The sequence below is a fragment of the Desulfolutivibrio sp. genome (genome assembly GCF_036584575.1).
In the GTDB taxonomy this organism is placed as follows: Bacteria; Desulfobacterota; Desulfovibrionia; order Desulfovibrionales; family Desulfovibrionaceae; genus Desulfolutivibrio.
The window spans coordinates 1-23,684 of record NZ_JAZHDB010000026.1 but is presented as its reverse complement, the minus strand read 5'-3'; the positions used below and the strand labels follow the sequence as shown (position 1 = coordinate 23,684).

The following is a 23,684-nucleotide window of genomic DNA, read 5'->3' as shown; positions in this document are numbered from 1 at the left end:
TCCCCCCCCTCGGCGCCCGACCACGGTCAGGGTCGGCGTTTTTTCTCCCAGACCGCGGCAAACGCCTCTTCGTGGCGGCGGGACATGGCCTCCAGGGAAAATTCCGCAACGGCCACATCCCTGGCCGCCTGACCCATGCGCCGCCGCAGCAGCGGATCTCCTAAAAGCTCCCCCATGGCCCGGGCCAGGGCCTCTGGCCTGCCCGGGGGGACAAGCCTGCCCGTGATCCCGTCGCGCACCACCTCGGGAACCCCACCCACGTCCGTGGCCGCCACGGCAAGACCCGAGGCCATGGCCTCCAGAACCACGTTGGGCAGCCCTTCGTGCCGCGAGGAAAGCGCAAAGATCGTGGCCCGGGCATAATAGCGGCGCACGTCCGCATCGCCCGGGAAAAGCCGGATGCGCTCCCGGAAGGGGCTGGCCTGGATGCGACGGACAACCTCCTCCCGGACGGGACCGTCCCCCACCAGCCACAATTGGGCCTCGGGGCGCTCCGGGGCCAGCAGATCGAAGGCCGCAAGCAGGGTGGCGTGGTCTTTGACCGGGTCCATCCTGGCCAGACACAGGATGACCGGCGGGCCGTCCGGAGGGGCGGCGGCGGGCGTGAAGGCCTCGGTGTCGACCCCGTTTCGGATCACGGCGATCCGGCCTGCGGGCACGCGATAGGTCCGGTTCAGAAGGGTTTTGACGGCCCCGGCGTTGCACAGGACATGGTCGGCCAGGGGCCACAGCAACCATTCATGCTGCTTGGGCGGGTCCGCCGCGCCCCGGCAGTTGCCCACCACGGCCGGGACTCCGGCCAGCCGCCCCAGCACCCGGCCCCAGATGTTGGGGACCACGGTCAGGGGAACCAGCATGTCCGGCCGGTGAGTGCGCAGCGCCCGCCACAGGGCGGCCAGGGAGCGCGGCCCCACGGCCCCGGCGTCGCACAGGCGGCGCACGGTCAGGCCGTACCGCTCGGCCTGGGGCAGGAAATCCTCCCCGGCCATCAGGGTCCACACCTCCGCCCGGAAACGTTGCGGGGAAAGGCGCGCCGCCAACTCCAGGGCATGGCGCTGGGTGCCGCCGAAGCACAGATCCTGCAGCAAAAAGGCCACGCGCAGGGGTTCGGCTTGTTCTTTTCGGGCAAAGGTGGGATTGACCACGGGGCCACGCTGAACGGTAAGGGTTTTGGGGAAACCGACAGGGTGAGTCCCTAGCCCGAACCAGGGCAAAAGGAAAGTTCGAGCCCCGGACGGGGACGCATGGAGCTTCATGACCACAGAAGAGACCGCCCCGGACGCGCCCGCCGCCTCGCAGCACGGCATCCTGGGCAAATTTCTCAAGCTGGCCGGGGCGCAGTGGATGCGCGACTCGCTGCACACCCTCTTTCTGATCCTCCTGGCCCGGGAAAGCTCGAACACCTACGGCGGATTCATGCTGGCCTTCGGGCTTGGCCAGTTCATCCTGTTTCTGGGGGAATTCGGCCTCAACCAGCCCCTGGTGGCCTCCCTGAGCCGCCGCTTCGCCCGAACCGGGGAGATTCTGGCCCAGTACACGGTCATCAAGGCGGTCCTGTTCGTGGCCGGGATGGCCGGGGTGGTGGGCATGGCCTGGCAGCAGGGATACGACGCGCAACTGGTGGGGCTGGTGGCGGTCATCTCCCTGGGGGTGGGCCTGGAACCGCTGTCCGGGACGTTTTTCGTGGCCTGCCGGGTGCGCGGCCGCCAGGACCAGGAGGCCCTGATCCGGGCCGTCGCCGCCGTTTTGGGCTACGGCTGGGCCTTCGCCACCCTTTTGGCCGGGGCGGGACCGCTGTGGATGGGGCTTTTCAAGGTGGTGGAGAACACGGCCAACCTGGCGGGCGGCGTCCTGGTCACCCTGCGGGGCGAACAGTGGAACCGTTTCGACCTGGGGCGCAAGGCCATGCTGCGCATCTGGGGCACGACCCGAAACGGCGCGCCGTTTCTGATCATGGCCCTGGCGGCCATCACCTATAACAAATCCAACCTGTTCTTCCTGCAACGCGTCGGGGGCCAGGAGGCCGTGGCCCGGTATTCCGTCACCTGGGAACTGGTGGACGGGGTGTCGGTGCTGGTGTGTTCGCTGCTTTTGAGCAACGTGCTGTTCCCTTTGTTCTCAAAGCTGTGGAAGACCGGGCGCGAGGAATTTCACCGCCTGGCCCGGCTCTCGGCCCAATGGCTTCTGGCCCTGGCCCTGCCCATCGTCTTTCTGCTGACCGTGGAATCGGATCGCTTCATCGGCCTGATCTACGGCCCGGACTATGCCGAAGCCATCTGGCTGCAAAAATACCTGGCCCCCACGGTGCTGGTGGCCTTTTTACACAACCTGGCCGCCTACCTGATGCTCAGCCAGGGCCGCCACCGGCTCCTGCTCTTCATCTACTTGGCCGGGCTGGCCCTCAATCTGGTGCTGTGCGCCACGCTCATCCCGCCCCACCCCCTGGCCGGGGCGGCCCTGGCCATCGTCCTGACCAAGACGGCCGTGGCCGTGGCCACCACCGGCTACTGTCAGAAAACCGTGGGCCTTTTCACCCTGCGCACCCTGTCCCCCATCCTTTTGGCCGCCGGATTGGGCATGGTCCTGTACCTGGGACTTGGCCCGTTCGTCTTCCGGGAACTGGCCGAAGCGGCAGCCATCGCGCCCATGCTGACATTGCTGGTGCAGCTATGGCGCAGGCGGGTCCGGACGCCTGCAGCGGGTTGACGTCCCCTTAAAACCGAGAAATACAGGTTGTCAGCACCCGGCCTTTCTGGTAGGAAGCTAAATCCTTTCAAGGAGAGATCGCGTTGGAGGTTAACCCATGGAAAAAACAGCGGAAATGACAAATGAACACAGCAACACCCCGGAGATGGAGGTAAATTTCGAGGCCGCCCTTGAAAATTACTTAAATGAAGACTTTGGGGACATCGACGACGGCACCATCGTACCCGGCGTTGTCGTGCGGGTGGGCAAGGAGCACGTCCTGGTGGACGTCAACTTCAAGTCCGAAGGCCAGATTCCCGTCTCCGAGTTCACCGACCCCGAGGGCAACGTGGACATCAAGGTCGGAGACCAGATCGACGTCTACGTGGTGCACAAAAACGAATCCGAAGGCACCATCTCGCTGTCCCGCGACCGGGCCAAGCGGATGCAGCTTTTTGATAAGCTTGAGGAGCTCCAGGAAAAAGACGACGTCATCACCGGCCGCATCGTACGCCGCATCAAGGGCGGCTACACCGTGGACCTGGGCGGCGTCGAGGCCTTTTTGCCCGGCTCCCATGTGGATCTGCGCCCGGTTCCGGACATGGACGCCCTGGTCAACCAGGACTTCGAGTTCCGGGTTCTCAAGATCAACCGCCGCCGCAGCAACGTCATCGTGTCCCGTCGGGTTCTTCTCGAAGAACGCCGGGATTCCATGCGTCGCGACCTGCTCAAAACCCTGGCCGAGGGCCAGACGGTCACCGGCAAGGTCAAAAACATCACGGAATACGGCGTGTTCGTGGACCTTGGGGGCCTGGACGGACTCATGCACATCACGGACATGTCCTGGAAGCGCATCAAGCATCCCAAGGAACTGGTGCATCTGGGCGACGAGCTGGAACTCAAGGTTCTGTCCTTCGACCAGGAAAAGCAGAAGGTCTCCCTGGGCATGAAGCAGCTGGTGGACGATCCCTGGCAGAACATCGGCGACAAGTATCCCGAGGGCACGCGCCTTTCCGGCAAGGTCACCAATCTGGTGGACTACGGGGCCTTCGTGGAGCTTGAGCCCGGCGTCGAGGGTCTGGTCCACATCTCCGAGATGTCCTGGACCCGCAAGCTGCGGCATCCGTCCCAGATGGTGCATGTGGGCGACGAGGTCGAGGTGGTGGTGCTTGGCGTCGATTCCGACAAAAAGCGCATTTCCCTTGGCATGAAGCAGGTCCGCCCCAACCCCTGGGATGTGGTGGCCGAGAAGTACCCCGAGGGCACGGTGCTTGAGGGCACGGTGAAAAACATCACCGAGTTCGGCATCTTCATCGGCATCGAGGACGGCATCGACGGCCTGATCCACGTCTCGGACATCTCCTGGACCAAGAAGATCCGCCACCCCGGCGAGCTCTTCAAGGGCGGCGACACGGTGCGGGCCAAGGTGCTCACCGTGGACAAGGAGAACGAGAAGTTCACCCTGGGCGTCAAGCAGCTTTCCGAAGACCCCTGGACCAAGGTGCCGGACAACTATCCGGTGGGCACCGTGGTGCATGGAACGGTGACCAACATCACCGACTTCGGGCTGTTCGTCGAGGTTGAGGAGGGCATCGAAGGTCTGGTGCACGTCTCCGAGATCAGCCGCAAGAAGGTCAAGACCCCGGCCGAGGTATATAAGGAAGGGGACGAGATCGAGGCCAAGGTCATCCACGTCAGCGCCGACGAGCGCCGCCTTGGACTGTCCATCAAGGCCACCAAGGAAGAGGAAGACAAGCGCAAGGCCAAGGAGTTCCGCACTGCCGGGCCCAACGACACCGGCAGCAATCTGGGCGAACTGTTGCGCCAGAAGCTGGAAGAGGATGCCCAGTAACCGGTCCTTTCCCAGTCGGCGTCCTGCGCTTTTTGTTGTGCTTTTGATCGTGGCGGCCGTGGCCCTCCTTCTGGGGGCCAGGGCCGTCACGTCTTTTTTTTCCGATGACGAAGGCGGCGGCCTGTTCGCGGCCAAGGCCCGCCTCGGCCTGGTGCGCCTGGAGGGCTTTTTGGGCGACGCCGAGCCCGCCGTGCGCTTCATCAAGGAACTGCGCGAAGACCCCACGATCAAGGGGGTCATCCTGCGCATCAATTCGCCCGGCGGGGCCTTCGGGCCGTCCCAGGAAATCTACCAGGCCGTGGCCCGCCTGGCCGCCGTCAAACCCGTGGTGGCCTCCATGTCCACAGTGGCCGCCAGCGGCGGCTACTACGCAGCCTGCCCGGCTCAGCGCATCTTCGCCAACCCGGGCACGCTGACAGGCAGCATCGGGGTCATGGCCCAGTATCCCAACGTCCGCGAGCTGTTGGAGAAAATCGGGGTGTCCTTCGAATCCCTGGCCAGCGGCGACCTGAAAACCGCCGGGTCGCCCTTCAAAGAGCTCAAGGAGGCCGACCGGGCCTATCTGGAAGGCATCGTCACGGACCTAAACGCCCAGTTCCAGCACGCCGTGGCCACCGCCCGCAAACTGTCCCCGGAATCCGTGGCGGTCATCGCCGACGGCCGGGCCATGACCGGGCAGCGGGCCCTGGCCCTGGGGCTGGTGGATGAGCTCGGGGGGCTGGAGGAGGCCGAGGACTACCTCAAGGCCGAGGTCGGCCTGTCGGGACAGAAAACGCCCACGGTGACCGGCCCCAAACGCAAACGCGGGGCGCTGGAATGGCTCCTGGGCGCAAGGTCCGCGCTGGACGCCGGGGACGCGGCCGCCCTGGCCCGGCTTTTCACCCCGTCAGGGGAGTCCGGCGGCATGCCCGAGGTGCTGGCCACGGGGCGGTAGCGGCGGGACGACGGGGGATGAGGCGTCGGCCACGGGGCGGCGACGGCGAAACGTCGAGGGAGGCAATGCCTCCGGCGGCCAAAGGGGCATGGCCCCTTTGGAAACCCTTTTCGAAATCTCCCAGGGCTCACTTCCCCCGCTCGAAGCTGTAGTTGCCCTTGAAAAACTCCTCCACGTACCATTCGATCTGGCCGTCGTCGGCCAAAACCATGTCCAAAAGCCGCACCGACCCCAGAAGCCTGCCGATAAGGTCCAGCTTCTCCTCGATCACGGGGCTGACGTACTTGGCGATGGTGCCTTTCACCATGTCGCCCTTAAGCCGCGTGCGCAGGCCGATGCGTTTGAGGATGGCCGCAATCAGCATGGCCCGCCGGGACCGGCGTCCGATGTCCGCCGCGCCACCCTTGAACGAAAACGTGATGTAGTTGTCGTTGACGTTTAAGCCGCAGTAGGTGTCCACGGTGGCGAAGTGGTAGCCCAGCCTGGAATTGAAGTTCAGGTATTCCTTGGACACGGCGGCATAGTTGGGACCGCCCATGCGTTCGTCCTGGGCCGGCCCGGCCATGGCCGACTCGGCCACGATGTTCATGAACCCCTTGATGTCCACCCCCACCGCCCCCACCCAGCGCACGTTGGGATGGGTCATGCCCTGGAGCAGGGCCCGAAACGGCACGGAGACGATGTCGGTCAGGGTGCATTCCTGGGCGCAGTTGGGCGCAAACCCGCCGCCAAGATCCACGGCGTAGATGCGCATGGGAAGGGGCACCCGCACCCGCAGGGCAAAGGATTTGTCCACGCTTAAACTCTCGTTGATGCGGAACATCTCGCGCATGGACAACTCGTGGGAAAAGCGGATCACGTCATGCAGGGTGCGGCAATTGTCGGGGCTGAAATCCTCCCGCTCCGGGTCCACAAGATTGAGGATGGCGATTTTTTTCAGGGCCGAGCGCGCGGTCTTGTAGGTCGGGCTGCCCTTCATGGGATTGACGGGCTTTTTGCGCTCGAGGATCTGCTCCACCCGGCCGCCGTAGACCAACCGGCTGGTGGCGTCCACGGTGATCTCGGCCCCATGGGGGATGGTCGTCGTGCCGGAGCCGGTGCCCACCAGGGTGGGGATGCCGAATTCCCGGGCCACCGAGGCCATATGCCCGGTGACGCTGCCCACGTCGGTGACGATGGCCCGCACCCGGCCCAAAAGCGACACGTAGCGCGGCGAGGTCTGGGGGGCGATGAGGATGGACCCCTCAGGGATGTTGACCAGGGTGTGGTCCGAGGTGACCACGAAGGCGGGACCGGCGGCCTTGCCCCGGGCGGCCGTGCAGCCGCCGCGTAAAAGCACCGGAAACCCGGGAACCTCCTCGCCCGGCGTGGCGTGCTCGTCGGGACAGGTGTCGTCGTCGCACAGCAGATCCAGGTTGAGCGGCCGGGCCTGGAGGATGACCAGCCGCCCCTCGCCGTCCAGGGCCCACTCGATGTCCAGGGGGCGGCCGTAATGCCGCTCCAGGCGCAGGCCGTACCCGGCCAGGGTGGCGATTTGCGCGTCGGTGAGGCAGCGTTCGTTGCGGATGTCGTCGGGCACGGCCTCGGTGGTCAGCCCGCTTTCGCCGCCGCGAACGACGCGCGTCTGCTTGTCGGACACGCGCATGGCCGTGGGTTGCAGGGTCTTTTTCTCGACCTCGTAATAGTCCGTGGCCGAGGAGCCGTCCACCGCGCCGATCCCCAGCCCCCACACGGCATTGATGAGAATGACGTTTTTGCGGGTGTCGTTGGGGTCGCGGGTATACATGACCCCGCTGGCCGCCGCATCCACCATGGTCAGGCACAGGGCGCTCATGACCACATGGTCGCAGGGGTAGCCCTTGCTGCGGCGGTAGTAGACCGCCCGGGGGTTGAACACGCTGGCCACCACCTCCTTGTAGGCGGTGATGATGTCCTCGGGCCGGACGTTGAGCACCGAGGAATGCTGCCCGGCGAAGCTCGATTCCGAATCCTCGCTCAAGGCCGAACTGCGCATGGCCAGGCGCACGCCCGGGCCGTATTCGCGCACCAGTTTGTCCGCCTCCAGACGCAGGGCCGACTCCACATCCGGGGGCAACGGGGCCTCGAGCACCAGCTTGCGGGCCTGTTCGGAGAGCTCCAGCAATTTTCCCGTATCGTCGATGTTTAAGCCCCGCAGGAAACGTCCGGCCCGCTCGAAGATGCGGTTTTGGCGCAAGAACTGGTAGCAGGCATAGGCTGTGACCGCGAACCCCCGGGGGGTGGTCAGATGCACCCGGTTTTTGACCTCGCCCAGGCTGGCGGCCTTGCCGCCCGTCTCCGAGGCGTTTTCCAGGCTCAGGCTTTCCATGGACATGGTGGGGGCCGTGGGCTCGATCTCCTTTTTGCGCACCAGCTCCTGCAAGAGGCTGATGCCGATGCGCTCCACGGCGTCGAACAATTCAGGATAGCGGCCATCGGACAGGGCGTTTAAGTCTTCGGCAATGTCATAGACCACCTTGAGCAGAAGCTCGGTGCGGTCCAGAATGTATTCCAAAGTGAAGGGTTTTTCCCCATAGCAAATCCCCTCGATGTCGGTGATAAGCTCCAGGGCCATGTTGTTGCCCGCCAAAAGACTTTGGAAATACTGGTACTTCTTTTTAAAGATGTCTTTCTCGGGGGCGGCGCCGTCCAGAAGCCCGCTTTTTCGGAACAGGTGGAACAGGTTGAACATGTCATGGCCCTCTTTTCGAAGTCTGGGTTACAGCGCCGTGGTCATGACCATGGCAGGCAGCTCCGCCTGCATGGCGGCCAGGGCCTCGCGCGACCCCAGGGTCACCACATGGGCGTCTTCCATGGCCTTCGAGAGTATTTCGCCGAAATGGCGGAAATCATCAAGGGTCGTGGCCAGGATTTCCCGACGCATGCGCTCCCGTCCGGGCTCGTCGTCCCCGGCCAGGATGCGGCCCATGGCCGCGTTGCCCTGGGCGTCGGGCAGCATGTACGCGTCCAGGTCGCCGATGGCCCCGACAATGGCCTGTTCCATCTCCTCGGCCGAAAGGTCCACGGTGCGCAGATAGTTTCCGGCCTCGCGGAACACCTCCAGGGTGCGCAGGGTTCCCGGGTCGCGGTAGGACACGAAGGTCATGGGGCCCGCCAGCCGGTCCAGGGAGCAAAAGGCCCCGTAGGCCCCGCCGCGCACCCGCACCCGGTCCCACAGATAGGCCATCCGCAGATGCCGCGAGGCCACCATGGACGAACCGTGAAAGACATACCCCGCCTTGGCCAGGTCCACGCAAAGGCCCACGAAGTTGACCTGGGCCGGGATGACGATCCCTTCCAGGCGGGGCAGCTCCCGGGGTTCCCAGATCGCCGGGGGCGTGTGGCCGCCGGGCAGCCGGTCGAGCAACTGCGCCAGAGCCGGACGAAAGGCCGCGAAGCGCTCCGCATCCAGGGTCACGTTGGCCACGGCCCCGCTTTTGGTGATCACGATGTCCCGCAGCCGGGCCAGATCCCGGGCCACCCCGTCCCAGTCGTCCTGGATGCGCGCGCACAGCTTGCGCAGGAAAAAGAGATTCTCGACGCCGCGCATGCGTTCGGCCGCCCAACCGGCCCGGCCGAACCGGGCCCGCAGCCGGGACGAGGCCGCGGCATGTCCCGACGGGGCCAGACGCCGTTCGGCCCGGGCCTTGGCCTCAAGGGCCATCTGGGACAGGCGGGCGCGATTGTCCAGGCGGGCGCTCTCCAGCACATCGGAGAAAATGCCCAGGAAATCCGGGATCTTGTCCATGGTGGCCTTGCCGCGCACAAAAAGCCTGGACGCGGCCTCGCGGTCGGCGGGCCGGTCCTTGACCGAGGTCAAAAAAATGTCGCGGCCGATGCCCCCGGTCTTGCGGGCGATGCGCCGGGTCAACGACACGAAGTCTTCCCGGGCCGTGCCGGTCTCCAAAAGCGCCCGGCCGAAAAAGGGCGTCAGGGGCAAGAGCTCCTCGGGCACGCCCGCGATGTCCAGGCCCAGCTCCAGATAGACGATGCCGCTGGTGGGCAGGTCGTGGAACAGGACGGCCGCCCCGGCGGCGTCGTGGGTCTTTGTGGGCAGGATCTTGTTTTCGGCAGGCAGGTCGGACACGCCCAGGCGGGGGATCATGGCCAGGGCCTCGGGGGAATCCGGGGTGTCATGCACTTCGCACAGGCTGGCCTGGGCCTTTGCCGCCCGGGCCAGCCCCTCGGGCCCGAGTTCCCTGGCTTTCGCCGCCAGTTCCTCGGCCTCTTCGGCCTCGGTGCGGGGGCCAAGCCCGGGGTCCGGGGTCAAGACCAGGGTCAGCCGGTGGGGATTGTTCAGGAAAAAGGCGGTGATGGCCGCCTCGAACACCTGCTCGCCCCGGGCCAAACGCTCTTTGACGGCCGCCAGGGGGGCCTCGAAACTCACCCGTTCCAGGGGGTCGCCGCCATGCAGCCAGGTGGTCAGGGAGCGCAGCATAAGCGACAGCCCGCGCGGAAAGGAGCCGGTGTTGTTCTCACGCAGGGCGAATTCCAGGGAGTTGACGGCCGCCTCCACGGCCTCGGCCTCGACGCCGTCCCGGACCAGCCCCTCCAGGGTGGCCAGGACCAGTTCCTCCACCCGCGAGGCGTCTTCCGGATCGATGCCCTTTAAGCCCGTGGAAAAGGACATCTGTTTGAGCTCGGCCTCAAGGCCGCCGCCGGCCAAGTCCTCGCCCAGTCCCGAATCGATGAGGGCCTTGCGCAGGGGCGACGACGACATGCCGATCAGGATGTGCTCCAAGACCTCAAGCACCAGGGCGGTTTCCGCATCCTGCGCCCCGTGCAAAAGCCAGTTCACGGTGACGAATCCCTTGGCCGCCTCGCCCTGGCCTGCGGCATAGGGCATGCGGGCCAGACGCGGCGCGGCGAAGGGCGGCTGGTCGGCCACGGCCGAATACGAGGCCTGGGGGGCGAAGGCGTCGAGGTACGGGGCGATGAGTTCCAGGCGCCTGGCCGGGTCGTCGTCGCCGTAAAAAAAGAAGCGGGCGTTGCCGGGATGGTAATAGCGGCGGTGGAACTCCCGAAAGGCCTCGTAGGTCAGTGTGGGAATGACCCTGGGATCGCCGCCGGAATCCACGCCGTAGGTGTTGTCCGGGAAAAGCAGACGCTGGGAATATTCGGCCAAAACGCTGTCCGGGGAGGAATAGGCCCCCTTCATCTCGTTGAAGACCACACCTCCCCGGCGCAGCACCCCGGACTCGTCCACCTCATAGTGCCAGCCTTCCTGCAAAAAGACATGCTCGGGAATCAGCGGGAAAAACACGGCGTCGAGGTAGACGTCCACCAGGTTGTAAAAATCCTGGAGATTGGCGCTGGCCACGGGATAGCAGGTCTTGTCCGGATAGGTGAAGGCGTTGAGGAAGGTCTGCAGCGATCCCTTCAAAAGCTCCACAAAGGGTTCCTTGACCGGATACTTGCGCGATCCGCACAAAACAGAATGTTCAAGGATATGGGGCAGCCCGGTGGAATCCGCCGGGGGCGTGCGCAGGGTGACGCCGAACACCTTGTTTTCGTCGTCGCGGGATATGGAGAGGATCTCGGCGCCGGTGGCGTCATGCCGGTAGAAGACGGCCGTGGCGTCGTATTCCGGGATGGTCCGGGTGAAGATGCGGGTGAAACCGGGCGCTTTGGACATTCTTCCTCCTCGTGGGGCATGGGGATAAGGGGGCTGGCCCCAGGACGGGCCTTTGCGGCCGTGCGCCGCCGGGTGGGACGTTATCCGAAAAACTCCCGGGCAACCATAGCCAAGAAGCCGCCACCCTCCGGCTGGCCCGCAGGGGCGAAATAAATATCCCGAAACATGAAAACCGGGAATTTCAAACTTGAATTTTTTTTAATGTTCAAGTAATGCTTAAGGCGTGCGGTGGGCCGGTCCACAGGACGCCATCGGGGCGGGCCAACGGATTTGGCGGAAAAATGTGCCAGGGCCAGCATTAAATGGCTTGCCTCGCCACATGAAAAGAGTTAATCAGGATTTGGCGTGTCACCTCCGCGCCGGGGCGTTTATTTATCGAGCGCCTGGATATTCAGGATTCGGCCCAATCAGTGCGCGGGCAGGTCCACGTCGTGAGGATGGTTAGGCTAAGGCGTGTATTTTAGATGTAAAGAAAGCGAGGAAGGAGGAGCATCATGAAGAAATTCAATGTTGTTGTTGTGATGCTGATCGCCCTGGTGTTGGGGATGGTCGGCCCGGCCGCGGCGAGAAAGCAGGTTCCGAAGGTTGACAATTTCATTTTCTTTGTCGACCATTCGAGCTCCATGGCGTTTTCCTACAAGGGACAGCGCTACGTGCAGTTTGGCGGCGTCTCCAAGATCATGATGGCCAAATCCCTGGCCCGTGAACTCAACAACATGATTCCCGAACTGGGCTACAAGGCCGGTCTGTACACCTTCGCCCCGTACAAGGAATACGCCCCGATGGCGCCGTACGCCAAGGCCACCCTGGCCCCGGCCATCGAGAAGATCAAGACCGATTACGAGATCTACGGCCGCCTGACCCCCATGGGCTGGGGCCTGGAAGACCTGGACAAGCTGCCCATCTCCACCCTGTCCGGCAAGACCGGCGTGTTCATCTTCTCTGACGGCGACTCCAACCGCGGCGTGGATCCCGTTGCCGTGGCCCAGTCCCTGAAGGGCAAGTACGGCGACAAGCTGTGCTTCTTCATCGTCGATCTGTCCGACAACAAGCATGGCCAGGAAGTTCTGAAGGCCATCGCCGCCCTGGGCGGCTGCAACTGCATCGAGCTCGGTGAAGAGCTGCTTCGCAACGAAGCCGCCCGCACCAAGTTCCTGGAGTGCTCCCTGTACGAATGGATCGAAGACGAGATCGTGATCTTCCGCAGCATCTACTTCGACTTCGACAAGTACAACATCAAGAAGGAATTCGTGCCGGTTCTGGAAGAGGGCGTGGGCATCGTCCAGGGCAAGCCGAAGACCCTGGTGATCCTCGAAGGCCACACCGACAGCGTCGGCTCCGAGCAGTACAACATGGGTCTGGGTCAGCGTCGCGCCGACTCCGTCAAGGCCTTCTTCGTGAAGAAGGGCATTGACGCCAGCCGCATCGAAGCCATCAGCTTCGGCGAGTCCGACCCCGTCGCCACCAACAAGACCGCCCAGGGCCGCGCCCTGAACCGCCGTTGCGTGATCAAGTTCAAGAACTAGCACGCCGGACTAAGCGTCCAAACAGCCAGGCGACTCCTATGGAGTCGCCTGGCTTTGTCTTTTCCACCCAAGGTTACCCCGCATGAAAAGCAAAACTGCCCTTGCCGCGAGCGTTTTCTTTCTCCTGGCGTCCGGCCCGTCCATGTCCGCCGTCAGGGTGTTGCCCGTGGGCGCTCCCTTCCCGGCCATCGTCATCGAACAGCCCAAACAGGAATACGTAGTGAAAAGCGGCGACACCGTCGCGGCCATCGCCAAAAAATTTTCCGTGGCCCCGGCCGATCTGATGAAGGAGAACAAGATCACCGACGCCAGAAAGCTCAAGGCCGGCCAAAAACTGGCCATCTCCGTCCCCGGAAAGACCCTGGGGAGCGGCGCCGGCGCGACGTCCGCCGCCACACCGGCCCCCAAGGCCGGCGAGGTCAAGCCCTACACCCCGGACGGGAAAACCGACGCCAAAGCTGACGCGAAGGCCAAGGCCGAGGCCAAAACCGACAAGAAGGCCGGAGCGGAGCCCGGGACGGTCCAGACCCCTGCGCCCCAGACCCCGCCGGTCGCCGCCAGCGCCGCCTCCCGCCATGCGGGCAAGACCGGCATCATCGAAAACGACACCGACGTACCCAAGGCCATCCGCGAAGAATTCCAGGCCTATGCCAAGAAATGGCTGGACATGTCAGACGAACTGGCTGTCGGCACCCCCACCACCAAAAAAATCCGCCAGGTCGGCGGCAAGTGGGAGTGCAGCTACCGGGTGATGCTCAAGGAAACCATGGGCTCGGAGGTCAAGCGGGTCTTCTACGACCACACGCCCTACGTGGGACACATCACCTACCAGATCATCTCCTACCGTTGCGAGGCCCCGACAAAGGAGGCCGCCCTCAAAGGCCCCTTCGAGGAGAAGCAGGAAAGTGTGCGGGAGATTTTCAGCTATTCCGGCAAGGACAAGGCCTGGCGCTAGAGCGGCCCTTTTGTGCAGCAAACGCCCATCTTGGCCCTCCCGGAGGGGGCGAAGATGGGCGTTTTGTCTTGGCCCCTTTGCGGCCCTCAGCGATCACCCGCCCCCCCCGGACCTGCCGCCCGTCGCCGCAACCACCGGTAGGAGCGCACCCCGTGGGCCATCTCCACCAGCCGCTTGCCCCCCAGGCGCAACAGACACCACAGGGGCAACGGCCCGAAACGCAGGCTGAAAAAAATGGCCTGCCGCAGACGCAGGGAACCTGACAGTTCCGGGTAGATGTCCTGGCGTAGCCCGGAAAGATAGCTTTCGCAGACGTCCCCGCCGGACAACCCGGACAGGACGGCCAATGCGGCCAGTTCCCCGCTGCGCAGGGCGTAATAAAGGCCTTCGCCAAAAAGAGTCTCCACCAGCCCGGCCGCATCCCCGGCCAGAAGCGCCTGCTGCTGCGCCGGACGGGTCAAAAAATTCCCGTAGGGTAGCAGATGGGCCTTACAGTCGCAAAGAAAACGGCGCGGCAGGCGCAGGAACTCCAGGAACGCCTCGAATTCCCGGCGCATGGAGACCCCGTCGCGGGACGCAAGTCCCCCAAGCCCCACCACGGCATGGTCGCCATGGGGAAAGACCCAGCCATAGCCCGTGCGCACGAAGCCGGAATAGACCGTGGGATAGTCCTGGCGAAGATCGGGATGGGCGGCCGGGAGTTCCGGATCGTCGCGGCGCACCCGGCATTCCAGGCCCATGCCCATGTTCGCCGCAAACGTCGTGCGCGGCAGGGGAAAAGCCCGGCGCACCACGCTGGCCGCCCCGTCCGCGCCGATGAGAAACCGGCCCTGGTAGCGATTCCCGCTTTCGGTGACCACCTCCCCCCGAGTGATATCCGCCGCAGCAACGGCCTCGCCGCTACGAAACGCCGCCCCGGCCTCCCTGGCCCGGTCCAGGAACCATGCGTCCACAACTCGCCGGGAGACGAAATAAAACGGATGGAACAAATCCGTGCAGACCAGGGTCATGCCCTTGTGGCGGATGCGGTAGCGATCCGCCCGGTGCTCGATGACGCCGCGCGCCAAAAGGGCCTGGGGGCCCATGCCGTAGAGCCGTTCCACGAGGTCCGTCGTCTTCCAGGTCAGAAGCCCGGCGCACAGTTTATCCCGGGGAAAGGCGGCCCTGTCCAGGACCATCACCCGGGCCCCGGCCCTGGCCAGCACGCAGGCGGCGGCGGACCCGGCGGGCCCGGCCCCGGCGATCACGGCATCGTAGCGCTTGTCGTCTGTCATGGCGGTGAAACATCCCGTGCTGAGGCGCCGGGTCTGCCCGGGTTGAGTTTGCCGGGACATGCGTCTACACCAATCCCGGTCGGCAGGGGACTCCCCCCCGCCCGCTCCGGCCGCACGACGGCGGGCGGGCCACACAAACGTCACATGGATGACTGCGTGCCGCAAAGACAGAGGAAAATCAACGCCGTGGTGTTCGATTTCGACGGCACCCTGGCCCACCTGGTGATCGACTTCGAGGCCATGAAACGCCGGGTGGCGGATATCGCCGCCGGATGGCTGCCGACGCGGCCGGACCCCGACGGATTGCCCGCCCTGGAATGGATCGACGCCCTACGTCGTGAGGTGGAGGCCATTTCCCCGGGAGACGGATCGGCGTTTTTTCTCGCCGCCCAGGCCGATGTCCAGGCCCTGGAGGTCGAGGCCGCCGCGCACGGGGGGCTTTTCCCCTTCACCCGGGACATGCTGGCGCAACTCTCCAGGCGCGGGGTAGGCACGGCCATCATCACCCGCAACTGCGCCGCCGCCGTGGCCATGGTCTTTCCCGACGCAGCCAGCTATTGCCGGGCGGTCCTGGCCCGGGAGGCCGTGCCCCGGGTCAAGCCCGATCCCGGGCACCTGCTGGCGGCCCTGGACATCCTGCGCGTGCCGCCCGGGGAGGCGCTCATGGTGGGGGACCATCCCCTGGATGTGGAGACCGGCCGCCTGGCCGGGACACGCACGGCCGGGGTGGCCAGCGGACGGGTGTCCCGGGAGGAGCTTGGCCGGGCCGGGGCCGACCATACCGCCGCCGACGCCCGGGAACTGATGGAGACCCTTTTCGGGGAGGGGACATGAGACCGGTTCTTTTCGGACTGGCGGCGGCCCTTGTGCTTCTGGCCTGCGTCCCGTCGCCGCCTCCTGCGCCGCGCTACGGGTCGGCCGACGAAAAAAGCATCGCCACCCTGCTTGAGACCTACGTCACGGTCTGGAACGCCGGGGATGAAAAAGCCATCCTGCGCCTCTACGCCTCCGACGCCCGCATGGTCGCCCGGCTGGTCCACGACCACAAGGTGCTTCGCAAAAAGGATCTGGCCGCCAACCTGCCCTACATCCTCAAGGAGCAGGCCCGAGCCGGGCTTGTGCTTGAGCTGCAAAAGCCCCTGCAGGTGGTGGTCAAGGGCGAGACGGCCACGGTGAAGGCGCTGTTGCGTCTGTCCTACACGGACCAGGGGCGGCCCGTGAGCATCCTTATGGATCAGGAACTGGCGCTACGGCGGGAGCAGTTCTTCTGGCGCATCGTGCGCGAACATCCGGATCCCGTCGGCGCGGTCATGCCGGAACAGACGCCGCCCGGTCCATGATCGCCAAGGCCGCGTTGCCGAACAAAAAGCGGTGGACAAGACGCACCCCGCATTCCCGGCACTCCGCGTCCAAAAATCCCGGCAGTCCGCCCCGGGCCATGAATTGCCGATAATTCCCGAGATGCCTGGCCCCGGCCGACCATTCGGCCGCGAGCACCCCCAGCCGGGCCGCCCGGGCCAAGGCCGTCCCGGGGGGAACGTAGTCCGCCACCGTCACTAGCCCGCCCGGCCGCACCACCCGCCGCATCTCGGAAAACAGGCGCACCGCCTCGTCCCAGGGCATCTCGTGCAGGGACAGGGCCACCACCGCAAAATCAAAGGACGCCTCGGGAAGTTCCAGGCTGGTCGCATCCATTCGCGCAAAGCGCGGCCCCGCGCCGCCAGGGACCATCCGCCCTCCCGGCGGTCGATCAGCCCGGGCCAGCATGGATGGCGACAGGTCCACGCCCAGCGTTTCAACTCCTCTGGCGGCCAGCATCCAGGCTTGGCGGCCCGTACCGCAGCACAGGTCCACGGCCCGCCGCGCCCCGGCGGCCTGCGCCAGACGGCACACGGCCCGGCGCATGGGGTCGAGGAAGGGCGCGGTGACCAGATCGTAGATCGGGGCCATGCGGGCATAGGGGTCGCTCGTGTGGTGTTCCATAAATACACATATGTTTCATTCGACTGAAAACCATGATTCCATAGGGTCTTATGGACGCCATGACTCCACTGTACTGCGTACTTATTTGCGAAAAGCGACATGAGCGTCAGTGATTTCTTCCGTATAATCCCGTGACATAGGCCAGATGCGCGGCCAGATCGTCGGTCAGGCGTCGCTCGTCCACCCGCCAGGACCAGTTGCCCTTGGCCACCGACGGCTTGTTCATGCGCGCCTCCTCGCCCAGGGACAGGATGTCCTGCATGGGCAGGATGGCCGTGTTGGCCACGCTCATCATGGCCTGCCGGATCAGGATCCAGGGGGCCTCCAGGGCGCCGAACTCCCGGCCCAGGTAGTCGAAAAGGATGCGGCGGCCCACCTCCCCGGCCTCGGATTCGAACCAGGCCCGGGTGGTGGTGTTGTCGTGGGTGCCGGTATAGACCACGCTTGACGCCTCATGGTTGTGCGGCGCGTCGCGGTTTTCCGCGATGTCCGGGCCAAAGGCGAACTGCAGGATCTTCATGCCCGGGAATTCGAAGCGGCCCTTGAGTTCGCGCACCTCGGCGGTGATGACCCCCAGATCCTCGGCGATGATCGGCAGGGCCGGGAACCGGTGCAAAAGCTCCCGAAACAGGGCCATGCCCGGGGCCTTGACCCACTGGCCGGCGACCGCCGTCGCTTCCTCGGCCGGAATCTCCCAATAGGCCTCGAACCCCCGGAAATGGTCCAGGCGGATGAAGTCGTAAAGCCGAAAGGCGTGGCCCAGACGCCTGGTCCACCAGGCGAACCGGGTGGCCTCGTGGGCGGGCCAGTCATAGACGGGATTTCCCCACCGCTGGCCGGTGGCGCTGAAATAGTCCGGCGGCACCCCGGCCACGAACAGGGGCTGGCCCTCGGCATCGAGCCGGAAAAGCCCCTGGTTGGACCACACGTCGGCACTGTCCTGGGTGACGTAGATGGGGGCGTCGCCGATGATCAGGATGTTGTTGTCCGCCGCATGGCGGCGCACGTCCCGCCACTGTCTGGCCAAAAGATACTGCACGAAGGCCACGAAGCGCATGTCCTCGGCCCGCTCCCGGCGTACGTCGGCCAGGGCCCCGGGCTCCCTGGTCCGCAGCTCCCGGGGCCAGCCCGTCCACTCCTGGCCGCCGCGGGTGCCCTTGATGGCCCGAAAAAGCGCGTATTCCTCCAGCCAGAAGGCGTTTTCGGCCACAAAATCCGCAAACCACGGGTCGTCACCGAGCCCCCCCCGACATCGTTCGAAGGCCAAGCGCAAAAGCCCCATCTTGAAGGCCTCGGCCCGGTCGTAGTCGGCCGTCATCGGATCGTCCTGGACGAACCCCTCGATCTCGCCAGGCTCCAGGTAGCCGTCCTCCACCATCTTCTCCGGGCTTACCAGCACGGGATTTAAGGCAAAGGCCGAATCGCCGCTGTAGGGCGAATTGCCGATAAACGTCGAGGTGGGGGTCAGCGGCAAAATCTGCCAGTAGGACTGGGCCGAGCGGGCGCAAAAATCGATGAACCGGCGGCTGGCCGGGCCGAAGTCCCCTACGCCGAACCGCGACGGCAGGGACGTGATATGGAGCAGGATGCCGCTTCCTCTGCGTTTCATGTGGCCTCCGGAATATGGTCTGCCGCCAGTCTACCCGGGGAATGGGCCGGGGGCAATGCCAGCGCCAGGCCGCCCGGGAACATCTGGTGAAGAACCCCGGCCAGGTGTAGTATCCCGCCAGCATGGGCCGATCCCGGCCGCGAGGACGGGAAATCGCCCGATATGCTTGACGGAATTTCGGCCAGACTTATTATGTAAACTTGCCGGGACGCACGGCCGGAAAAAAGGGGAGACGCAGCCGCCATGAGCGTGGAATACAAAGATTATTACAAGCTTCTGGGCGTGACCAAGGCCGCCAGCCAGGAGGAACTCTCCAAGGCTTTCAAAAAGCTTGCCCGCAAGCACCACCCCGACCTCAACCCCAACAACCCCGACGCGGAAAAAAATTTCAAGGAACTCAACGAGGCCTACGAGGTCTTGAAAGACCCCGAAAAACGCAAACTCTACGATTCCCTGGGCCACAACTGGAAGGACGGCCAGAACTTCCAGCCGCCGCCGGGATACGGGGACGCCCGCTTTCATTTCAGTGGCGCAGGCGGTCCCGGAGGCCAGCAGTTCGACGCCGGTTCGTTTAGCGACTTCTTCGAGACCCTTTTCGGCGGGGCCGCCGGGGGCGGGGCGCGGTTTCACGACGCCTCGGGCTTTTCCGGAGGCGGGGGCGGCTTCGGCGGCTTCTCGCGCGGGGCCGCGCGCGGCCCGGCCCGGGGCCAGGACGTCACCGCCACCCTGGACCTGACCCTGGAGGAGGCCTACCAGGGCGGCTCCAAGGCCATCAGCCTTCAGGAGCAGACCATCCGCCCCGACGGCTCCCCGGCCATGCAGACCAAGACCTTAAGCGTGAACATCCCGTGCGGGGTGCGCGAAGGGGCCAAGATCCGCCTGTCGGGCCAGGGAAACCCCGGCACGGGAGGCGGCCGGGCCGGGGATCTGTACCTCAAGGTGCGCATCCTGCCCCATGCCCTTTTCAAGCTCGAAGAGCACAACGTGGTCCTGGATCTGCCCCTGGCCCCGTGGGAGGCGGCGCTTGGGGCCACGGTGCGGGTGCCCACCCTGGACGGGCATGTGGATTTGAATATCCCCCCGGGCATGAGCAGCGGCAAAAAGCTGCGCATCCCCGGCAAGGGGCTGTGCGGCAAGACCCGGGCCGACCAACTGGTGCGGATCATGATCCAGGCGCCTCCCTCGATCACGGAGAAGGAGCGCGCCCTGTGGGAGAAACTGGCCAAGGCCTCGACCTTTTCGCCCAGAACCTTTTAGGCCCCCGGAGACGCCATGGACATCACCCACGTCATTCACGCCGAGGCGCCTGCGCGCTCGGGGCACATCACCTGGACCGAGGTCATCGATCTGACCGGCCTGCACCCCTCCACCCTGGGCGAACTCATCGACCTGGGCTGGATCACGCCGGTGGTCATCCGGGACGAGACGTTTCTCTTTCGGCCCGGCGACGTCTACCGCCTGCGCAAGCTGGACCGCATCGTACGCGATTTCGAGCTGCCGCTTCTCGGCGCGAGCATCATCGTCGATCTGCTTGAGCGCATCGAATACCTGGAAAACAAGGTGCGCGAGCTGGACCGTCTGTTGTGACCGGAAGGGAGAGCCGTCCCGGCCATGCCGGACTGAATCTTTCTGAAAGGAGCAATCGAACATGGATATGAACGCCTTCACCCAAAAATCCCAGCAGGCCCTTTCCGAGGCCCAGGCCGTGGCCGTGCGCCTGGGGCATCAGCAGGTGGACGCCGAGCATCTGCTCCTGGCCCTTTTGCAGCAGGAGCAGGGCCTTGTGCCGCGGCTTCTGGAAAAGGCCGGATACGACGCCGGTTCCTACACCGCAAAGCTTGAAGAGGAGCTGTCCCGCCAACCCCGGGTCAGCGGCCCGGGTTCGCAGCCCGGCTCCATCTACGTCACCCCGCGCCTAAACGAAGTCCTGGTCCGGGCCCAGGATCTGGCCAAGAGCCTCAAAGACGAATACGTCAGCGTGGAGCACGTCTTCCTGGCCCTTCTCGACGAACCGCCGAGCACTCCCATCGGCCGCCTGAACGCGAAATTCGGCGTGGACAAAAACAAGATCCTCACCGCCCTGACGGCGGTGCGCGGCGGCCAGCGGGTGACCTCGGCCGATCCCGAGGGCACCTACGAGGCCTTGCAGAAATACGGCCGCGACCTGGTGGAGGAGGCCAAAAAGGGCAAGCTCGATCCGGTCATCGGCCGCGACGAGGAGATACGCCGGGTCATCCGCATCCTGTCCCGACGCACCAAGAACAACCCCGTGCTCATCGGCGAGGCCGGCGTGGGCAAGACCGCCATCGTGGAGGGTCTGGCCGGGCGCATCGTCAAAAAGGACGTGCCCGAGGGCCTGAAGGAAAAGACCATCTACTCCCTGGACATGGGCGCGCTGATCGCCGGGGCCAAGTACCGGGGCGAATTCGAAGAACGCCTGAAGGCGGTTCTGAAAGAAGTGCAGCAGTCGGAAGGGCGCATCCTGCTTTTCATCGACGAGCTGCACACCATCGTTGGCGCAGGCAAGACCGAAGGCTCCATGGACGCCGGGAACCTCTTAAAACCCATGCTGGCCCGGGGCGAATTGCACTGCATCGGGGCCACCACGCTTGACGAATACCGCAAGCACCTCGAAAAAGACCCGGCCCTGGAGCGGCGCTTCCAGCCCGTTTTGGTGGAGGAGCCGAGCGTGGAGGACACCATCTCCATCCTGCGCGGCCTCAAGGAACGCTTCGAGGTGCATCACGGCGTGCGCATCAGCGATTCGTCCCTTGTCGAGGCCGCCGTGCTCTCCAGCCGCTACCTGCCCGACCGGCAGCTTCCGGACAAGGCCATCGACTTAATCGACGAGGCCGCGGCCATGATCCGCACCGAGATCGACTCCCTGCCCGCCGAACTGGATCAGGCCAAGCGGGAGATCATGCGCCTGGAGATCGAGCGCGAGGCGCTGCGCAAGGAAACGGACAAGGCCTCCAAGGAGCGTCTGGCCAAGCTGGAAAAGGAGCTGGCCGACCTCAAGGAGGGACAGGCCGCGTCGCTGGCCCAGTGGGACAAGGAAAAATCCGCCGTGGAGGACATCCGGCGCATCAAGAGCGAGATCGAGCGCACCCGGCTTCTGGTCGAAGAGGCCGAACGCAACTATGACTTAAACCGCGCCGCCGAGCTGAAATATTCCACCCTGGCCACCCTGGAGCGCGATCTGGCCGAACGCGAGGAGCGCATGGGGGCCAAGTCCGGCGCGGCGCGCATGATCCGCGAGGAGGTCGGCCCGGACGACGTGGCCTCGGTCATCGCCCGCTGGACAGGCATCCCGGTCACGCGCCTGCTTGAGACCGAACGCGAAAAGCTCCTGCAACTGGCCGAGAAGCTGCACGAACGGGTCATCGGCCAGGATCAGGCGGTGACGGCCGTGTCCGACGCGGTGCTGCGCGCCCGGGCCGGGCTCAAAGACCCGGGGCGGCCCATCGGCTCGTTCATTTTCCTTGGCCCCACGGGCGTGGGCAAGACCGAGCTGTGCAAGACCCTGGCCGCCGCGCTCTTCGACACCGAGGAGAACATGGTGCGCCTGGACATGTCCGAATACATGGAGCGGCACACCGTAGCCCGGCTTATCGGCGCGCCCCCGGGATATATCGGCTACGACGAGGGCGGCCAGCTCACCGAGGCCGTGCGCCGCAAGCCCTATAGTGTGGTGCTTTTCGACGAGATCGAAAAGGCCCACGGCGACGTGTTCAACGTGCTGTTGCAGATCCTCGACGACGGCCGCCTGACGGATTCGCATGGCCGCACCGTGGATTTCAAAAACACCATCATCATCATGACCTCGAACCTGGGCTCGAACATCCTGCTCGACGGCATCCGCCCGGACGGCGACTTCGAACCCGGCGTGCCCGAGCGGGTCATGGAGATACTTCGCGGGCATTTCCGGCCGGAGTTCCTGAACCGGGTGGACGAGATCGTGCTCTTTAAGCCGCTTCTGCGGGACCAGATCGCCAAGATCATCGAGCTGCTCATGTCCGGGCTGCGGGCCCGGCTGGCCGAACGCAAGATCAGCCTGACGCTGACCGACGCGGCCAAGGCCCATATCGTGGAGGCGGCCTACGATCCGGTCTACGGGGCCAGGCCCCTTCGACGCTACCTCCAGGCCCATGTGGAGACGCCGCTGGCCCGGGCGCTCATCGCCGGGGATGTGGCGGATGGGCAGGATGTGACTGTGGATGAACGGGATGGAGGGCTGGCGTTCGTGTAGAGAATGAACCGGGGCTGCCGCCCCGGACCCCGCCCGGGGGAAATCATTTCCCCCGGAACCCCCTGATATCGGCCGCATTTCTCTGGCGCAAAGTGTCGGGGAGTGCGGCCGAAGATTTGGGGGGATGAGGAGGGGGCAAGAGGTCAGGAGCCCCAGAGAGGCCGCAGGCCGTAGCCTCTTCGTCCGTGCACTCCCACGCCCCCCGCCGAGACAGTTGAGGGGCATTTTCCGAAAGAAAAATCTTGACGGATTGACAGCAGTGAGTATTTTTTCATTGCGCGGGTAAACAATCCCTGGGTTAACCGTGACACCCTCGTAGGTTTCATAAACGTGCTTTGAGCACAGTCGGCCCCAGGTTCCGCACTTTTCTAAGCCAGGAAGATGTTCTCTTCCTGGCTTCTTTTTTTAACTTGCCGAAAGATCTAACATGTTAATTTATTTTGATGAAAGTGGCGACTTGGGGTGGACGTTCGACAAACCTTACCGGAAAGGGGGTTCAAGTCGCTTTCTAACCATAGCTCATGTATTCGTCAGTGAAAGTAATGAAAAATATATAAATAGATTCGTGAGAGAGCTTTATTCATCGAAAAGTCGCCCCTTTAAATCAGAGCTTAAAGCTGCAAACCTTGAAGGTTATGACCGGACAAATATCGCAAAACAGGCAGCAAAATTTATCTCTTCAGGAAAAATTCAAATTCATGCGGTTACTGTGACCAAGGAGAATGTAAATTTACATATCAGAGAAGATGAAAATATGATTTATAATTACATGGTAAAGCAATGCATACTTACCGAGATTGCAAAATACCCTTCCGTTGTAATTCTTCCAGACAAAAGAAACACAAAAATGAGGCTTGCCGATTCCTTGGACTTATATCTAAAACTTCAGCTTTTTGAAGAGCTTGAATCAGAAACTCGCGTAGAATTCAAACCTCAGGAGAGCCACAATAATTATCGTGTCCAG

The 23,684-nt window shown here is 64.3% G+C and carries 17 protein-coding genes; 11 read left to right on the top strand and 6 right to left on the bottom strand.

Features of this window, described 5'->3' with window-relative positions:
* Positions 1-26 precede the first annotated feature (26 nt).
* Positions 27-1,145 (bottom strand): glycosyltransferase, encoded by a 1,119-nt coding sequence (locus V3572_RS02095; protein WP_332109314.1) that lies wholly within the window; start codon positions 1,143-1,145, stop codon positions 27-29.
* A 109-nt stretch (positions 1,146-1,254) separates the two neighbouring features.
* Here V3572_RS02095 and V3572_RS02090 point away from each other — a divergent pair, with 109 nt between their 5' ends.
* The 3 genes from V3572_RS02090 (at position 1,255) to sppA (ending at position 5,471) form a co-directional block, all read left to right on the top strand.
* Positions 1,255-2,706, top strand: a complete 1,452-nt coding sequence (locus V3572_RS02090; protein WP_332109313.1) for a polysaccharide biosynthesis C-terminal domain-containing protein — start codon at positions 1,255-1,257, stop codon at positions 2,704-2,706.
* A gap of 97 nt (positions 2,707-2,803) precedes the next feature.
* Positions 2,804-4,537, top strand: a complete 1,734-nt coding sequence (locus V3572_RS02085) for a 30S ribosomal protein S1 (RefSeq protein WP_163302105.1) — start codon at positions 2,804-2,806, stop codon at positions 4,535-4,537.
* Positions 4,527-5,471 carry a signal peptide peptidase SppA gene (gene sppA / locus V3572_RS02080; protein ID WP_332109312.1) on the top strand — a complete coding sequence of 315 codons (945 nt, stop codon included), beginning with the start codon at positions 4,527-4,529 and terminating at the stop codon, positions 5,469-5,471. The genes V3572_RS02085 and sppA overlap by 11 nt, the downstream gene beginning before the upstream one ends.
* Positions 5,472-5,598: 127 nt before the next feature.
* Here the strand turns inward: sppA and V3572_RS02075 are convergent, their stop codons facing one another.
* Positions 5,599-8,181 (bottom strand): PEP/pyruvate-binding domain-containing protein, encoded by a 2,583-nt coding sequence (locus V3572_RS02075; protein ID WP_332109311.1) that lies wholly within the window; start codon positions 8,179-8,181, stop codon positions 5,599-5,601.
* Between the two features lie 27 nt (positions 8,182-8,208).
* On the bottom strand, positions 8,209-11,124 hold the full coding sequence (locus V3572_RS02070) for an insulinase family protein (protein ID WP_332109310.1): 2,916 nt from the start codon (positions 11,122-11,124) through the stop codon (positions 8,209-8,211).
* A gap of 494 nt (positions 11,125-11,618) precedes the next feature.
* Between V3572_RS02070 and V3572_RS02065 the strand changes: the two genes are divergently transcribed.
* Positions 11,619-12,650, top strand: coding sequence for an OmpA family protein (locus V3572_RS02065; protein ID WP_332109309.1), 1,032 nt, complete (start codon positions 11,619-11,621; stop codon positions 12,648-12,650).
* Between the two features lie 82 nt (positions 12,651-12,732).
* The gene (locus V3572_RS02060) at positions 12,733-13,605 is read left to right on the top strand and encodes a LysM peptidoglycan-binding domain-containing protein (RefSeq protein WP_332109308.1); all 873 of its coding nucleotides are present in this window, start codon (positions 12,733-12,735) and stop codon (positions 13,603-13,605) included.
* An 86-nt stretch (positions 13,606-13,691) separates the two neighbouring features.
* On the opposite strand, the gene V3572_RS02055 is transcribed toward V3572_RS02060, so the two are convergent.
* Positions 13,692-14,879 carry an NAD(P)/FAD-dependent oxidoreductase gene (locus V3572_RS02055; protein WP_332109307.1) on the bottom strand — a complete coding sequence of 396 codons (1,188 nt, stop codon included), beginning with the start codon at positions 14,877-14,879 and terminating at the stop codon, positions 13,692-13,694.
* 156 nt (positions 14,880-15,035) lie between these two features.
* Between V3572_RS02055 and V3572_RS02050 the strand changes: the two genes are divergently transcribed.
* Both V3572_RS02050 and V3572_RS02045 read left to right on the top strand, forming a co-directional pair.
* Positions 15,036-15,713: an HAD family hydrolase gene (locus V3572_RS02050; RefSeq protein WP_332109306.1), complete on the top strand. Its 678-nt coding sequence runs from the start codon at positions 15,036-15,038 to the stop codon at positions 15,711-15,713.
* Complete coding sequence (locus V3572_RS02045; RefSeq protein WP_332109305.1) at positions 15,710-16,219, top strand: YybH family protein; 510 nt, start codon at positions 15,710-15,712, stop codon at positions 16,217-16,219. The genes V3572_RS02050 and V3572_RS02045 overlap by 4 nt, the downstream gene beginning before the upstream one ends.
* Here the strand turns inward: V3572_RS02045 and V3572_RS02040 are convergent.
* Both V3572_RS02040 and malQ read right to left on the bottom strand, forming a co-directional pair.
* Complete coding sequence (locus V3572_RS02040; protein WP_332109304.1) at positions 16,188-16,862, bottom strand: class I SAM-dependent methyltransferase; 675 nt, start codon at positions 16,860-16,862, stop codon at positions 16,188-16,190. The genes V3572_RS02045 and V3572_RS02040 overlap by 32 nt on opposite strands.
* A 106-nt stretch (positions 16,863-16,968) precedes the next feature.
* Positions 16,969-18,471 (bottom strand): 4-alpha-glucanotransferase, encoded by a 1,503-nt coding sequence (gene malQ, locus V3572_RS02035; protein ID WP_332109303.1) that lies wholly within the window; start codon positions 18,469-18,471, stop codon positions 16,969-16,971.
* A gap of 243 nt (positions 18,472-18,714) precedes the next feature.
* Here malQ and V3572_RS02030 point away from each other — a divergent pair, with 243 nt between their 5' ends.
* The 4 genes from V3572_RS02030 to V3572_RS02015 all read left to right on the top strand — a co-directional run.
* Positions 18,715-19,728: a J domain-containing protein gene (locus tag V3572_RS02030; protein ID WP_332109302.1), complete on the top strand. Its 1,014-nt coding sequence runs from the start codon at positions 18,715-18,717 to the stop codon at positions 19,726-19,728.
* A 15-nt stretch (positions 19,729-19,743) separates the two neighbouring features.
* Positions 19,744-20,058 carry a chaperone modulator CbpM gene (locus V3572_RS02025; RefSeq protein ID WP_332109301.1) on the top strand — a complete coding sequence of 105 codons (315 nt, stop codon included), beginning with the start codon at positions 19,744-19,746 and terminating at the stop codon, positions 20,056-20,058.
* A 61-nt stretch (positions 20,059-20,119) separates the two neighbouring features.
* Entirely contained in the window at positions 20,120-22,720 is a 2,601-nt protein-coding gene (gene clpB, locus V3572_RS02020) for an ATP-dependent chaperone ClpB (protein ID WP_332109300.1), read from the top strand.
* Between the two features lie 427 nt (positions 22,721-23,147).
* A partial coding sequence (locus tag V3572_RS02015; RefSeq protein ID WP_332109299.1) for a DUF3800 domain-containing protein occupies positions 23,148-23,684 on the top strand: 537 nt, incomplete at its 3' end.

Coding starts and splice junctions, on each gene's coding strand:
- V3572_RS02045 (WP_332109305.1), top strand. CDS start 15,710: ATGAGACCGGTTCTTTTCGGACTGGCGGCGGCCCTTGTGCTTCTGGCC.
- sppA (WP_332109312.1), top strand. CDS start 4,527: ATGCCCAGTAACCGGTCCTTTCCCAGTCGGCGTCCTGCGCTTTTTGTT.
- V3572_RS02030 (WP_332109302.1), top strand. CDS start 18,715: ATGAGCGTGGAATACAAAGATTATTACAAGCTTCTGGGCGTGACCAAG.
- V3572_RS02065 (WP_332109309.1), top strand. CDS start 11,619: ATGAAGAAATTCAATGTTGTTGTTGTGATGCTGATCGCCCTGGTGTTG.
- V3572_RS02025 (WP_332109301.1), top strand. CDS start 19,744: ATGGACATCACCCACGTCATTCACGCCGAGGCGCCTGCGCGCTCGGGG.
- V3572_RS02085 (WP_163302105.1), top strand. CDS start 2,804: ATGGAAAAAACAGCGGAAATGACAAATGAACACAGCAACACCCCGGAG.
- V3572_RS02040 (WP_332109304.1), bottom strand. CDS start 16,862: ATGGAACACCACACGAGCGACCCCTATGCCCGCATGGCCCCGATCTAC.
- V3572_RS02070 (WP_332109310.1), bottom strand. CDS start 11,124: ATGTCCAAAGCGCCCGGTTTCACCCGCATCTTCACCCGGACCATCCCG.
- V3572_RS02090 (WP_332109313.1), top strand. CDS start 1,255: ATGACCACAGAAGAGACCGCCCCGGACGCGCCCGCCGCCTCGCAGCAC.
- V3572_RS02055 (WP_332109307.1), bottom strand. CDS start 14,879: ATGACAGACGACAAGCGCTACGATGCCGTGATCGCCGGGGCCGGGCCC.
- V3572_RS02060 (WP_332109308.1), top strand. CDS start 12,733: ATGAAAAGCAAAACTGCCCTTGCCGCGAGCGTTTTCTTTCTCCTGGCG.
- clpB (WP_332109300.1), top strand. CDS start 20,120: ATGGATATGAACGCCTTCACCCAAAAATCCCAGCAGGCCCTTTCCGAG.
- malQ (WP_332109303.1), bottom strand. CDS start 18,471: ATGAAACGCAGAGGAAGCGGCATCCTGCTCCATATCACGTCCCTGCCG.
- V3572_RS02075 (WP_332109311.1), bottom strand. CDS start 8,181: ATGTTCAACCTGTTCCACCTGTTCCGAAAAAGCGGGCTTCTGGACGGC.